Source organism: Calothrix rhizosoleniae SC01 (assembly GCF_900185595.1).
Classification (GTDB): domain Bacteria; phylum Cyanobacteriota; class Cyanobacteriia; order Cyanobacteriales; family Nostocaceae; genus Calothrix_A; species Calothrix_A rhizosoleniae.
This window is the reverse complement of sequence record NZ_FYBH01000335.1, coordinates 1-13,752: the sequence shown is the minus strand read 5'-3', so window position 1 is coordinate 13,752 and position 13,752 is coordinate 1. Positions and strand designations below refer to the sequence as shown.

At 38.9% G+C, this 13,752-nt stretch carries 11 protein-coding genes and 2 pseudogenes; 5 read left to right on the top strand and 8 right to left on the bottom strand.

What is annotated here, in order from left to right:
• The 3 genes from CALSC_RS20545 to CALSC_RS20535 all read right to left on the bottom strand — a co-directional run.
• The coding region (locus tag CALSC_RS20545; protein ID WP_143288323.1) for an ATP-binding protein at nt 1–3,383 on the bottom strand (3,383 nt) is incomplete at its 3' end.
• Between the two features lie 149 nt (nt 3,384–3,532).
• Nucleotides 3,533–4,894, bottom strand: coding sequence for a pyridoxal phosphate-dependent decarboxylase family protein (locus tag CALSC_RS20540; RefSeq protein WP_088243134.1), 1,362 nt, complete (start codon nt 4,892–4,894; stop codon nt 3,533–3,535).
• A gap of 204 nt (nt 4,895–5,098) precedes the next feature.
• The gene (locus tag CALSC_RS20535) at nt 5,099–5,731 is read right to left on the bottom strand and encodes an iron-containing redox enzyme family protein (RefSeq protein WP_088243133.1); all 633 of its coding nucleotides are present in this window, start codon (nt 5,729–5,731) and stop codon (nt 5,099–5,101) included.
• A gap of 155 nt (nt 5,732–5,886) precedes the next feature.
• Here CALSC_RS20535 and CALSC_RS28220 point away from each other — a divergent pair, with 155 nt between their 5' ends.
• Entirely contained in the window at nt 5,887–6,072 is a 186-nt protein-coding gene (locus CALSC_RS28220) for a hypothetical protein (RefSeq protein WP_088243132.1), read from the top strand.
• Nucleotides 6,073–6,697: 625 nt separating this feature from the next.
• Here CALSC_RS28220 and CALSC_RS20525 read toward each other — a convergent pair.
• Together CALSC_RS20525 and CALSC_RS20520 are read right to left on the bottom strand one after the other, a co-directional pair.
• A complete protein-coding gene (locus tag CALSC_RS20525; protein ID WP_088243131.1) occupies nt 6,698–7,306 on the bottom strand; it encodes a hypothetical protein in 609 nt (202 codons plus the stop codon).
• A 251-nt stretch (nt 7,307–7,557) separates the two neighbouring features.
• The gene (locus CALSC_RS20520; RefSeq protein WP_088243130.1) at nt 7,558–8,142 is read right to left on the bottom strand and encodes a thylakoid membrane photosystem I accumulation factor; all 585 of its coding nucleotides are present in this window, start codon (nt 8,140–8,142) and stop codon (nt 7,558–7,560) included.
• A gap of 408 nt (nt 8,143–8,550) precedes the next feature.
• Between CALSC_RS20520 and CALSC_RS20515 the strand changes: the two genes are divergently transcribed.
• On the top strand, nt 8,551–9,846 hold the full coding sequence (locus tag CALSC_RS20515) for a Mur ligase family protein (protein WP_088243129.1): 1,296 nt from the start codon (nt 8,551–8,553) through the stop codon (nt 9,844–9,846).
• Nucleotides 9,847–9,929: 83 nt separating this feature from the next.
• A complete protein-coding gene (locus CALSC_RS20510; RefSeq protein ID WP_088243128.1) occupies nt 9,930–11,330 on the top strand; it encodes an efflux RND transporter periplasmic adaptor subunit in 1,401 nt (466 codons plus the stop codon).
• Nucleotides 11,331–11,516: 186 nt separating this feature from the next.
• Here the strand turns inward: CALSC_RS20510 and CALSC_RS20505 are convergent.
• Nucleotides 11,517–11,877: pseudogene (locus tag CALSC_RS20505) on the bottom strand (RNA-guided endonuclease InsQ/TnpB family protein); the annotation flags it as partial.
• A gap of 118 nt (nt 11,878–11,995) precedes the next feature.
• Nucleotides 11,996–12,124 carry a hypothetical protein gene (locus CALSC_RS27925; RefSeq protein WP_268807229.1) on the bottom strand — a complete coding sequence of 43 codons (129 nt, stop codon included), beginning with the start codon at nt 12,122–12,124 and terminating at the stop codon, nt 11,996–11,998.
• A 34-nt stretch (nt 12,125–12,158) separates the two neighbouring features.
• Between CALSC_RS27925 and CALSC_RS20500 the strand changes: the two genes are divergently transcribed.
• Nucleotides 12,159–12,815: a Coq4 family protein gene (locus CALSC_RS20500; RefSeq protein ID WP_088243127.1), complete on the top strand. Its 657-nt coding sequence runs from the start codon at nt 12,159–12,161 to the stop codon at nt 12,813–12,815.
• Here CALSC_RS20500 and CALSC_RS20495 read toward each other — a convergent pair.
• Nucleotides 12,797–13,306, bottom strand: coding sequence for a GNAT family N-acetyltransferase (locus CALSC_RS20495; protein WP_088243126.1), 510 nt, complete (start codon nt 13,304–13,306; stop codon nt 12,797–12,799). The genes CALSC_RS20500 and CALSC_RS20495 overlap by 19 nt on opposite strands.
• A gap of 58 nt (nt 13,307–13,364) precedes the next feature.
• Here CALSC_RS20495 and CALSC_RS20490 point away from each other — a divergent pair.
• Nucleotides 13,365–13,752 (top strand): annotated as a pseudogene (locus CALSC_RS20490) (cytochrome P450); the annotation flags it as partial.

Genomic DNA, 13,752 nt, shown 5'->3' with positions numbered 1-13,752 from the left:
ATTATGGTTTGGTTGCTGGCTTCCTGGCACAATTGCAGCATTATCTGCTCATCATAGGCACTTCCACTCAATTCCAGAGGGTTATCATTCATACCCATTAGGTTTAAAACTGCTTGACGGCAAATGTTATGAACTTGTATCACAGATTCTTGTCGAATTTGTCTAAGTTGTTCGCTATGGGCTGCCATTTCTTGCCCTAATTCTGACAGTTCTCTACCCATAAAATAAGAATGGTAGCCATACATATAAATTGCCCAAGCAGCGTGAGATAAATCTCCACTTTCTAAAGCGTAATTATAAGCATTCAACAGAGGTTTTAAGGTTAAACTAATCAACTCCTGCCAATGAGTGACGATTGCGCTCACAACATAGAGAGATTTCCCCTTTAATTCTTTGGATTTGAATTTTTCTAATAAGGCTAAACTCAGTTGCCCAAACTGAAACCCAGACTCAATTTCACCCGTCATACTACATAGGATGCACCCGTAACATGCATAGGCATGGGCGGACAGCTCGGTATTGCCATATTGCACCGATAAATCAACTTGTTTCAAAACACCCAGGACAAACAATTCGGGAGAGACTTGATAGGCAATGGGAATAATACTTGATAAAATTTGCATGGCTGCCTGAAATTCAGCCATGTCCATTTCTGGTAAAGCGATTAAGTCTAAAGGGTCTTTGCCCGCCCAAAAACCTTTTGTTTGTGCTAGTGCTTGCTGAATATCAAATTGGTTAGGTGTTTCAGGTAAAGTGACTCCTAGTGCCTTGAGGATTATTAGCGCCGTATCCACTGCTTGGCGTAATTCGTTCTGCCCTCCATAACCCTGAATTTTGACATCATAAACTTTTACTCGATCTAGCAACGTTGGAGTTTGTTGTAATACTACTTCAATTAATCCCTCCATAACCTCAAAATTATTATCCAGATAAGCAGCTTCTGCAGCAGACTCATGCAAAGCTAGAGTCAGATCATAAGACTGAAGCCAACTATCAGGTGCTAACAGCTTGATCCCCAACATTAAATACTCGAAAGATGCAGCATAAGCATTAGCAGCCTTGGCTTTTCGTCCAGCAATCAGGTTCAATTGAGCCAGTTCATTTCGCTGCTCTAGTTCGGTAATCAGATCCACCCCAATATTTAATTGGTTGACAATCTCAAAAATTCGCTCCTCCCGCTCTGTTTTTGAAGTGTTATGCAACAACAATTGACCAATCTGCCAGTGTGTTATCTGCTTTTGGTTTTCTGGAATAAGGGAGTAGGCGGCTTGTTGAACTCGGTCATGTAAAAATTTATAATTAACAGCCTGGGAAACTTCTTCTCGATCAACTTGATGCTCCTGGCCAATATAAAACTTATAAACCTCGCTTTGTGGTAATATAAATCCTTCACGCAATGCTCTCCATAAAGTGGTAGTAGTTTTCATTTCTGACTGTTGAGAAACTATTGCCAATGTCTCTAAATTAAATTGATTCCCAATACAAGCCGCCAATTTTAAAATATTCTGGGTTTTTTCTGGTAATTTCTGCAACTGCAATGCCATAAATTCAACGACATCATCAGTTAATGCAGTTTCTTTTACCTTGGTAATATTACACTGCCAATAACCAGCATCTAAATCAAAATTAATTAACCCATCTTCATATAAAGCCTTGAGAAATTGGGTGCTAAAAAATGGATTACCTTGGGTTTTTTGATAAATTAACTGTGTTAAAGGCTGTGCTAAATCGACATTATAACTGAGAGTATCTGCTACTAGCTGATTCAAGCTATTTTGACTTAATGGTTGCAAATTAATTGTATTAATTACCACACCATCTTTCTTGAGATCATCCAAAGTTATCATCAAAGGGTGTGCTGGGAAAACTTCGTTATCTCGATAAGCACCTATTATGAATAAATAACCTGGTTGTGACTCACTGACGAGCAACTGCGTCAATTTCAAAGATGCTAAATCTGCCCACTGCAAATCGTCCAAAAATATGACTAAAGGATGTTCTTTGGTGGTAAAAACTTGAATAAATTTCTGAAATAATAAATTAAATCTATTTTGCGCCGCAGTACCTGATAACTCTGGTACAGGTGGTTGTTTATCAATAATTTGTTCTAATTCGGGAATAACTTCAATAACTACCTGTCCATTCTCACCTAATGCCTGTAAAATTTTATTTTTCCAGCTTGACAATTGAGCGTCACTTTCACTCAATAATTGCTTCATTAAATCCCGAAATGCCTGGACAAAAGCCGATAAAGGTATATTGCGGTTAAACTGGTCAAATTTTCCTTTGACGAAATAGCCTCGTTGTTTAACTATAGGTTTGTGAATTTCGTTGACTACCGCAGTTTTTCCGATACCAGAAAAACCAGCGACGAGCATTAATTCCACTTTCCCTTTGTTATCAGGCTCTGGGAAAGAATGAGAGTCAGTACCAGCAACTCGGGCAAATGCAGCTAATAATTCCTCAACTTCTGCTTCTCTACCATAGAGTTTTTCGGGAATAATAAATCTGTCACAAATATCTCTTTGTGCAATATTCCAATATTCAATCTTCCCAGTTTCTTTAAGTTGTTTTAAACCAGTTGCTAAATCATGTTTTAATCCCAAAGTACTTTGATACCTATCTTCAGCATTTTTTGCCATCAACTTCATGATGATATCTGACAAAAATTGAGGAATCTCTTCACTGTTACTAAAAGAAGGTTGTTTGGCAATATGAGAATGCACCAACTCCATCGCATCTTCTGATTTAAACGGCAATTCTCCGGTTAGTAATTCATAAAAAGTAACACCCAAAGAATAAAAATCTGTACGGTAATCAATGCCGCGATTCATTCTTCCGGTTTGTTCTGGAGATATGTAACCTAATGTTCCTTGCAACATATTAGGATTCATTAAAACCTGGGTTTCTCTGGGTAGTAAAGAAGCAATACTAAAGTCAATTAATTTAACTTGTTTGGTTTTTGGATGAATTAATATATTGGCTGGCTTAATATCTTTATGAATAATTCTATGGCGATATAGAATATCTAAGATATCGCACAGGGAAATAGCAATTTGCAAAAATTCTTGTAGAGATGCTACATTATTGTGCTGAGCAAAATATTCTTGCAAGGGAATTCCCCCCATGTCTTCCATCACTAACCCATAGCCATTTTTATAAGGTTCCAAGCTATAGGTTTGAATAATTGCGGATGAATTAAGATGTTTAGTGATGGTGTACTGATTGCGAAACTGCACCAACTCGCTGAAACTAGGATAAGGATTTTTCAGTAGTTTGATAATGACTGGTTGTTGATCATGTTCTCGAACAGCTCTATATACCAGAGTTCTTGAACCATTGTAGAGTTGTTCTTTGATGTAGTATCCAACAAGATGAACCATGTCACTAAATCCTCAGCGCTTATTGGATTTAGTATTCCCAAATCATTTCCAAAAAAATAGTCAAAGCCAAATAATTTATGATGGTGAAAGGATGATGGTAAATTTTTTCCTGCTTAGGGGGATGAATTTGTGATTACTATTCCTAATTGTTAAATACTATTGTTCAACACTTTATTTGTGACTAAATCTAAGGTACTCCAAATACGATCTATCCAATCTAGATGTTCTGGTTTCATCAAACACGAGCGTAGACATGTCACATAGTTCACATCCCAATTAATTTCTTGTTTAGTATCTGCAAAAAGTTCTCTGGGAAGTTCAGCCATTGCTAGATGTAAATTTTTTACAGCAGATTCTTTAAAGATTTCTTTTGATAGTAGTGAAATTTCACTAGCATTCTTAGCTTTTGGAGCCCAAATCACGATGTCTAGTTCTGGCGCAAAAGCCACTATAAATCGTGGATCTTTTTGTATTCGCTCAAAAAGAAGCAGTGCTGCTTTTCTTGCCTTACTCAAATCTGTTGCAAATTTACCCTTTGGTGTTAGCGGAAGTAAACGTTGAGTTGCCCAGAGAGCAACGGCTGATGCCCCTGCTCTTGAACATTCAAGGCTAATTTCACCTAAATGAAGTTCGTCGGAGCTAAAGTAAGTATAGGGTGAATCATGTTTATAGATCCTAGCAACGGAAGAATCTTTGAACAGAATACAGCCACAGCCATAAGGCTGGAGTCCATGTTTATGAGGATCGACAACAAGAGAATCAACCTCTTTCAGACAATCAAAAACAGTTCTAGTTTCGGCATCAAGGTTATCCACCAAGGTAAAATAACCGCCGTAAGCTGCATCAACATGGATGCGGAATCTATATTCAGACTGAAGTTCAAGAATATCTGGGAGGGGATCTATTGCTCCTGTTGCTGTCGTCCCGATGGTAACCACAACTGTTCCAATATCTTCTTCCTCAAGAATTTTTTTCAGGCTTCCCACATCCAGACGTGACCGACTGTCACAGGGAATAGGTTGAAAAGGAATATTAAGGACACCACAAATCCTCTGATGTGTGTAGTGTGAATGGTTGGAGGCAGCAATTTTCTTGTTAGGTACTAAAGTTCTTGCTACCCACAACCCTTCTAAATTAGCTATCGTTCCACCACTACAAAGATGACCTACATGGGTATTCCAACCAAACATCTTGGCAATTTCAGCAACAGCTTCTTTTTCCATCGCTGAACTGGCTTTCCCGCCATCAAGAGCATGGTTGTTGGGATTTATCCAGAGAGATAGCATGTATGCAAGACGGGCAATTTCCGTAGGAGGTTTAAGCATTTGCCCAATGTAGAGAGGATGATGATAGGGATAATTATCATGCATCCGCTCTGCAACTTCTAACAGCACTATTCTCAGAGCATCTAAGTTAGTGGTGTGTTCAACTTCTGGTAGACCTTGAAAACCTATTTCTAACCGTTCTAATGCTTCTTGGAGTAATTTTAAACTTGCTTTTTCTAGTGTCATTGTAAGGTTTGTCTTTGCTCAAAAATTGAGTGTCATGAGTCATAACCAATTCAAATAATGTTTGCGACACATACATTTTTCGTAAGGGCACGGCACCAGTAAGATAATTTTATGTACCAAAAGATTCTGGATGCCGTGCCCCTACCCATGTGTCCCATTCTTTTTTGAAAATGGTATCAGATCTGACCAATTGAGGATCAACTACTAAGCATCACCCATCATCTTAATCAAAAAATTAATTGCTTGGTCACCGCCCTTGTAAATTTTACTTAATTCAAATCCACTATCCATAATAATGTCCATCGCTTCACTACCTGACTTTTGATGTTCTTTCTCTACATCATAATGAATCACAAAATACTCAGACTTTAATACGTCAATGTCAGAAATGCCAACACCTACTAGAGCTTCTTTTAGTAGTTGCAGAATTTGATAAGCAGGGGCTTCTAATCCGACAATAAATCCAATAGCTTCATCCTGACTCATATTGGATAATCCGATGACTGTTTCTTCAAATAAGTGCACAACAGAGCTATCTAGTCTTTGAGTAATGAAACAGGCAAAAACAGATTGATTAATTAAGTTAGTCAGTAATTTACTGTGAATTTTGTCTTTATTTCCGAATCCACACTCACCGTAAGCAATTTCTGCTAATAAATATTGAATGTCTGGGATCTGTACACGAGCTAATGCGGCTCCATGTAATCGTGTTACTTGGCTAGAAAGGTATAACCATTGTTGCAAAAACTTGACTGCATCCTTAATTCCCTGGTCAACTACTTGCTTGCGAAATTTTGACCGCAGTATATCTTCAATATTTTCTATGCATATCAACATGATTTTGTAGCTCCTTTGACATTTGTTAGCTGTAAACGGTTATCGTCGGAGATCTGAAATAGCCTGAGTCGATGAGAACAATATTTGTAGTAATCTCAGCAGTTGGGATACAAATCGATATCCTGATATCGATATCCTGATTAATAACGCCTGTTTTGATTAATAATGCCGGTTTTATCAGAAATAGAACATTTCATGAACCCGACCTTGCAAAATATCAGGCAATAATGCAAGTCAATATGGTTTCTTTGGTTAATCTAATCCATATATACTGGCAGGGGATGGTTCAGTTTGTCTCTGCTAGAAATCTTCAATGTTCATTGTCAACTAAAAATCAATGATGATCACAGATGATTACATAATTTGAATTTGGTATATCAAACTTAATTAAAAGATTACGAATATCACAAAGTAAGAGATGGCTTCTTACTCATTTCTTAACAATGCCGTCAAAAACTTGGTGAGTGAGAGTTTTGGTTACCATTATCGTCGCTACGCTCCTTAGGTGTTGAGGGATAGGGAAATACGGGCGAGCTTGCCCCAAACACTGTAAGGAGTAATTGGGCTTAACGGGTGACAACAAGGATAAAATTATCACTGGGGCTAGGTTGCAGGGGTCAGTAGTTAAGGAGAAATAAGTTTTAATTACCCTTTGAGTGTTAGATTACATCTGAGGTGAATCACATATTACTCAAAGGTCTGACTACTTTAGGGTTATTCACAAATTGCAATATGAAAAGATGAGATTTCCCCATCACCTAACACACAAACCCCTAACTCTGTCTCTATTTTAAGCTTATTGTCACCCCCCTGAGGTAATTGGGTTTAAAACCCTACCGTCGTCTGCACGGTGTCCGCAATTGGTTGGGGTTTGAATTTCCATCCGATTGATCCTAATTCCGCTCAACCTAAACCCTGTTCAATGTTTGCCCTGGTTTCTAGGTAAAGAGGAATTATGTTGACAACTTAACCAATAGGTGTGCTCCCCGGATTAACAGCATGGACATATTCACTACCAGATGTAGGAAAATCTCTTTTATAAGCAGCTGATTCCGCTTTACCCCACCCTAGTTGTAAAATTATTTCTAGAAACTGAGAATTTTCCCATTTCCATAAACTTGACCATTCTGTTCTTTGAGCTATTCTTTCCACATCAATTAGTTGAATTGATTGGTATTGTTTACTATTATTTATACTTAAATATAAATCCATATCCGTAGTCACACCATACCAAAAATTCAAAATAGACTGTTTAGCAGTTTTAAGTGTTTCTAAGTCACTAGGTAAAGTAATTAACTGAGAATCAACTGCTGGATAATCTAAAGTTTTACTTTTTACACTGATTGTTTTCCAAACAATTCCTGATACTTTGTATTCACGTTGATATTTATGAATAGCAGCTTTGAAATCTTGATAAGCAGTAAATTTTTGTAGTCCATCAGTTTTAATAAATTGGTCAATGACAGGATTACCTGATACAGTAACCTCTAACTTTAAACGCTGTCCCTTTAGGCAGGCACGGCGTTCGTCAGCTAAAATTTGGATTAATTCTTGGGTCGTATAAACCTGAGACATTATTAATTAATAGTTAACAGTTATCAGTTATTAATGAGTTAGCCTGTTGTAGCAGGGAGCATAGTATTACACGCAAGTAGTAAGTAATAAGTAATAAATAATAATTTGACTATTCATCAGTTTGTTACTTCAACAATGTCCGCGCCCTAATTGTGTAATGCTATATGCAAAATTATCTCTTATTTTTCCGGAAAATATCGTATCTAATCAAACGGAAACAATTGGGCAGATATATTTTCTGCCCACAAATATTAAGGAGTTAGTTCACTATTTAATTCATTATAAGAGCGTCGCTTTAATCTCACGGATTCTGTACGCGGCAACAAATTAAATACTTGCCTTAGACTATCATCTATATCTTCATAGGGAACTTGACCTTTCTGGTTAAAAACAACTTTCCCTGCTTGATCAAATATTACTACTTGAGGAATTCCTCCAGAGTAATAGTAACCTGCTTCTGTGGGTTTATAGCTTTTCTGATGAGGAAGACTATCCACATTTATGGGAATAAGTTCCGCAGCTCGTCCGTAAAAAGCCTGTATTTGGGAAATTACAATGGCATATTGTTTACAATCACTACTATCCTCTAGGTAAAAAGTTAAGATCGCAGGCTTATGTTCTGCTAATGTTTGCGCTAATGTCTGTGCAGGCGGTACGAGGGAACCGTTACCAGCATAAACTACAAAAATATTGCCATCATATCTGTCATCATTAATACCTGCAATCGCTGGTTGCACAGTGGTAATTAATAAACAAGTGATGACTATAAGTATGGATAAAATTAGCTGACAGCGATCCACGAAAGCGTGTAAAAAATATAACTTGATTCCCTTCATTAACCAACCTTTAAATCCCTAATTTTCCCTAGTTTGTGCTGAATTCAGTTGACTGACGTGGATATATAATTACGCCAACCCCCAACTTTTAAGATAACTCTTACTGGGATCGTTGATGGAGGGAAGGAGTGATGGAGGGAAATTTATTTTCCTTGTCCTGCTGGTGGCTAATAGCAAGCTGGGCTCATATGCTTGGTTGTAAGATTTTCTCTTTCTCTATGTTAAAATCTGTCACTTTAGGTGGTTATACCAATTGGAAAAATGATTTCAACAAATGGAAACTGGAAAAGCTTATGTAGTAGCTCTTGCACAATCTAAAATCTAAAATGGTCGCAACTTGCCAAAATATCTACTTAGGGTACGGATGTGGGAAAGAATATAAAGTTTATCGATTGGTTACGATTAAGTATGGCGATATCGATCGCTAAAACTGTAACTTTAATAGTGCGATCGCTAGGTTTAGGTGCAGCGAGTGTGCTACCTGGTTCTATTGCTCGTCGCATTGAACCCAGAATATTGCAAAGATTAAGCCAGCAGGTGAAGGGTGGGATAATTCTGATTGCAGGGACGAATGGAAAAACTACTACTTCTCTCCTATTACGAGAAATTCTAGAACGCAAAGGCTATCGTGTTGCTCACAATTCCACAGGAGCAAATCTCGAAAATGGCTTGGTGACAGCATTTATGGAAAGTGCCGACTTGGGAGGAAAGTTGGATGTAGATTACGCCATTTTGGAAGTTGACGAAAATATTGTCCCCAAGGTACTAAATCCACTGCAACCCCGGATTATTCTGTGTTTAAATTTATTCCGGGATCAACTAGATAGATACGGAGAAGTAGATAGTATTAGCCAGCGATGGACAAAGGCAATTTCCACCCTAGCTCCAGATACGGTGGTTATTCCCAATGCTGACGATCCAACTTTATGTTACCTCGGTCAACAGTTGCATCAAAAGGTATCGTTTTTTGGCTTAACTGAACCAGAACGTTATCTAGAAGCTATTCCCCATGCAGTAGATTCGATCTACTGTCCTCGTTGCGGACATTCTCTCGATTATCAAGGGGTGTATTTATCCCACTTAGGAGATTTTTCCTGTCCTAGTTGTGGTTTTAGCAAGAGCCAACCCACCCTTGATAGTAAGGAGTGGGAACAGGTGTTAATTGGCTTATACAACAAATACAATACCCTCGCCGCCGCTACCGCCGCCCAAGAATTGGGAATTGATACAGAAACTATTAAGGCTACCATTCCCACCTTCCAAGCTGCTTTTGGACGGGCAGAAGAGTTAGAAGTGAATGGTAAGCGGGTGCGGATTTTGCTCTCGAAAAATCCTGTGGGGACTAACGAAACCATCCGTGTGGTGACTGAAAGCGATGATACTACCACCTTATTAGTATTGAACGATCGCATTCAGGATGGTGAAGATGTATCCTGGATTTGGGATGTAGATACGGAAAAACTAGTCGCAAGAGGAGGAACACTGGTAGTTAGTGGCGATCGCGTTTATGATATGGCTCTGCGTCTGCGCTACAGTGAAGATATTAATCAAAATAATCTAAACTTGATTGTCGAAGCAAATTTACGTCAGGCGATTACTACCGCCTTAAAGCATACACCCGACCATCAAACCTTACATATTTTACCCACTTATACTGCTATGTTAGATGTGCGGGAAGCTTTAACTGGACGCAAAATTAGGTAAGAACTATTGCCAACTCTTTTCTCCAAGGAGAATCAAGGTAAAGTTCTATCAAACAGAAGCAGAATTCTTATGTGTAACAGCTTATGAAGCTATTACTTAAACGGGACGAGGAACCTCTGGGAGAAAATCCAAGCAAACGACTGCATTTACCTCCCCTGTCAGTCAAAAAAATGATTTATGGAGCAATGGCAATTGGTGTATTTGCCTTAGTTATCTTGGCATTTCGTCCCACACCAATACCCGTGGAAACTGAGAAGGTATCCTCTGGGAAACTCCAGGTAACGGTAAATGCTGAAGGTAAAACCCGTATCCGCGATCGTTTTATGATCTCAGCACCAGTCAATGGACGGCTGACTCGGATTAAATTATATGAAGGGGATTTAATCAAAAAGGGAGACTTACTGGCTCAAATTGAGCCTTTAACCTTAACTTCCCCTGTGAAAGAAGCCTTAGGAAGATTAGCACAATGGCAAGCACAACGGGAAGGAGTTGCCACCCAACGACCCAAAGCAGCCAGTTTAGAGCAAGCTAGAACTAGAATCAACAAAGCGATCGCCGATCAAAAACAAACAGAGGCAAAGGTAGAAGAAGCTCAAGCAGCACTCCAACAAGCAAAACGCGATCGGCAGAGGGCTCAAGGATTACAAGCCAGTGGAGCAATTCCCAGGCAAGATAGAGAAACCGCTGAATTGAAGGAAATCACTAAAACCAAGGAATTACAAACCGCCAAATTAGCTGCCAAATCTGCTACATCGGAAGTAGAGGTAGCTCGTGCAGCTTTAACAGTTTTACAACAAGAGAAAAAAGACCCCGACTATCTCCTCAAAGTTTACGATGCTCGCATAGCCAGTGTGGAGGCAGAACTAGAAAAGTTAAGGGATGATGCAGCTCGTACAAATATTCGCGCCCCAGTCGCAGGTAAAGTCTTGCGAATCCAGAAAAAAAGTGCCCAATTTGTCACATCTGGTACATCTTTATTGGAATTAGGTGATGTTTCCCAATTGGAATTAGTAATTGATGTCCTGTCTAGAGATGCATTAAATATCCAACCGGGTAATACTATCCTTATTCATCGAGGAAGAGATATACAGCCACTGCGGGGTAAAGTCAGGCTAGTGGAACCCGCAGCATTTACTAAAATTTCTGCCTTGGGAGTGGAAGAACAACGAGTCAATGTCATTGGTGATTTTGTGAGTTCTCCTCGCTCCTTTGGGGATGCATACCGGGTTGATGTGGGGATAGTGGTTTGGGAAAACAAAGATGTATTGCAGCTACCCCTGAGTGCTTTATTTCGTTGTGATCAATCTTGGTGTGTCTTTGTGGTCAAAGATGGTAAAGCCAACCGCAGACGAATTAAAATTGGACATCGCAGCGATTTATTTGCAGAAATTCAGCAAGGTATGTCAAAGGGAGAAGAAGTTATACTCCACCCCACTAAGCAAATTAATCATGGTAGTCCCGTGGGAAGAGGAGGGAAGGAGTAGGGGCGGGGTTTCCCCGCCCGGAGGGAAGGAGTAAATATATAGCACTACTAAAGTTGGTTAGGACGTTTTCAGGCAAAAACCAAGAATTGGGGGATGTAACCGTCCCTCAAACTCCCTCCAAATAAGAAATGCATAGATATGCTAATACATGCCTGTAACCCTATACATTTGCTATGGGTGACGTACCTACACTTCTCTTCGAGTAAGTGTAGGCTTCTCAGCGACTCGTCTTTGACAACATTGACTGAGCTTGTTTATACAGGGCGTGCGTCCCACGCTTCCTGATGTTTATTGCAGCATTTAAATCACGACACAAGCTAGTATGACATACCGGACAATTGTGCATTCTTTGAGATAGTGGCTTTTTGACTTTATGACCACAATTAGAACATTCTTGGCTTGTGCCGTTTGCAGATACAACTATTACTTTCAAACCAGCATTCTCGGCTTTGTTTCTCAGTATGGATAAAAACTGTCCCCATGCAGCATCATAAATAGACTTAGCCAATGGTGTTCTAGAAAGTCCTTTTATATTCATTTTATAGATACACTTCCAGAAAAAATATTGGTAAAAACTCAACTACCCCACTCCCTGTCAAGTCTACGGCTTGATTTAGTCCGAGGGTGTTTCGTTTTTTCCTCGCAATTCATCTCACGCCTCCTTATCAGGTAGGCGTGAGATGAATTGCTGTATCAGCTAAATTAGCTGGGAGCATCCCATTTTCTAAAAAGCACCCTTTAGTCCTGGTAATTTCCGATATTGCTGTCCTATAACCAGTAGTTATGTTAGTCATGATATTGAATCGATATCGTTAGGGGAGTAGTCCTATGTGGCAAAAAATTCAACAGTTAAAAACATTATATCGATACATTAATTCCGATAATTTAGGCGATTTTGCTATCCTCAAATCAGATTTATTGGGAGCCACAATAGAACCAACAGTCCTTACCCAAATGGAAGCAGTAGAAGGATATCATCCACCCATAGATTTAGAAAAATTACATCAATACCCTGATGATAGTTTCGGGCGACAATATGCCGAGCATATGTTCAAAAATAATTTAAAGCCTCTTAACATCAGTTCTGAATTAGCGGCAATTGCCAAACGCAATGTCTTTGCCTTGCGGTACGTTGTCACCCACGATATTTTCCACGTTTTATTAGGCTTTAATACCAGTTTTGCTGGAGAGATAGGAGTACTTGCCTTTGCAACAGCACAGAATTACAGTAAGTCCTTAAAAATCAGTTTGGGGATGGCTAAATTTATCTATCCCATTTTGGCTCCCAAACAAACTAAAGCAATTTTCCACAATCTCCGAGAAGGTGAAGCAATAGGCAAGCAGGCAAGATTTTTATTAGCATACCGCTTCGAGGAACATTGGCAAGAACCAATTAACGAAGTCAGGCAAAAATTAGGATTGCCAACTATTCTATTACCGCAACAAATCGAAAATAATACAATAAATCAGGTAGAATTAGCATAGATGTGTGTGGCAATATCTCGATTTTTGGGATTATTAAAGGTCTTTTGCCAAGTCATACCAATTTTTTCTGCCACCTTGACAGAAGCAACATGATTAATAGGCATATTCGCAATTAGTCTGGGAAGTTTTAATATTTCTAAACCATATTGTTTACAAGCTCCAGCAGCTTCCGTAGCATATCCACGTTGCCAATATGGATGATGGATAATATAACCCAAATCATATTCTAAAACCCCATCAATTTCCTGGAGCAAAATTCCACAATCTCCAATTAACTCTTGGGTTTCCTTGAGGATAATAGACCAATGTCCAAATCCTAATTGGGAGTAGCTGTGAATATTCCGTCTAACCCAGTTTTTTGTTGCTTCTGAGGTGAAAGGAAATTGCCAAAAACTCATGGTAATAGGATCTGCAAAAATCCTATGTAATAATTCTATATCCTCAAGGCTTTGTTGCCGTAAAAGTAAGCGTTTGGTTTCTAAAACATCCATAATTCAAAAGTAAAAATACAATACTTGTATTAACCAATTGACTATAGAGTAAAAACTGATGATAAAACTACAAGAAAATTCCACCCAGCAAAACTTATCCCACATACCAGGTAGTCCCCATGAACCTGAATGGTTGCAAACCATGTGGGGAATTTTACGTCCCATTGATTATCTGGAAACCATGCATCAGCGTTATGGGGATACTTTCATAATTCCAAAATTTGCGGGCTTACCACCACAGTTAATTACCAGCAATCCCCAAGCAATTCAGCAAATATTTACTACCGACCCCAAACAATTTGTGTGTGGTTCTGGAAATGAGATGATTCAACCACTGGTAGGAGATAATTCACTAATTTTATTAGACGGCGATCACCATCTAACACAACGTAAACTATTAATGCCTCCATTTCATGGGGAAAGAATGCAGGCTTACGGCAAATTAA

Bases quoted from the DNA above. Each gene is read 5' to 3' on its own strand.
- CALSC_RS20510 (WP_088243128.1), top strand. From the start codon at position 9,930: ATGAAGCTATTACTTAAACGGGACGAGGAACCTCTGGGAGAAAATCCA.
- CALSC_RS20495 (WP_088243126.1), bottom strand. From the start codon at position 13,306: ATGGATGTTTTAGAAACCAAACGCTTACTTTTACGGCAACAAAGCCTT.
- CALSC_RS20525 (WP_088243131.1), bottom strand. From the start codon at position 7,306: ATGTCTCAGGTTTATACGACCCAAGAATTAATCCAAATTTTAGCTGAC.
- CALSC_RS20535 (WP_088243133.1), bottom strand. From the start codon at position 5,731: ATGTTGATATGCATAGAAAATATTGAAGATATACTGCGGTCAAAATTT.
- CALSC_RS20500 (WP_088243127.1), top strand. From the start codon at position 12,159: ATGTGGCAAAAAATTCAACAGTTAAAAACATTATATCGATACATTAAT.
- CALSC_RS27925 (WP_268807229.1), bottom strand. From the start codon at position 12,124: ATGACTAACATAACTACTGGTTATAGGACAGCAATATCGGAAATTACC.
- CALSC_RS20520 (WP_088243130.1), bottom strand. From the start codon at position 8,142: ATGAAGGGAATCAAGTTATATTTTTTACACGCTTTCGTGGATCGCTGT.
- CALSC_RS20515 (WP_088243129.1), top strand. From the start codon at position 8,551: ATGGCGATATCGATCGCTAAAACTGTAACTTTAATAGTGCGATCGCTA.
- CALSC_RS20540 (WP_088243134.1), bottom strand. From the start codon at position 4,894: ATGACACTAGAAAAAGCAAGTTTAAAATTACTCCAAGAAGCATTAGAA.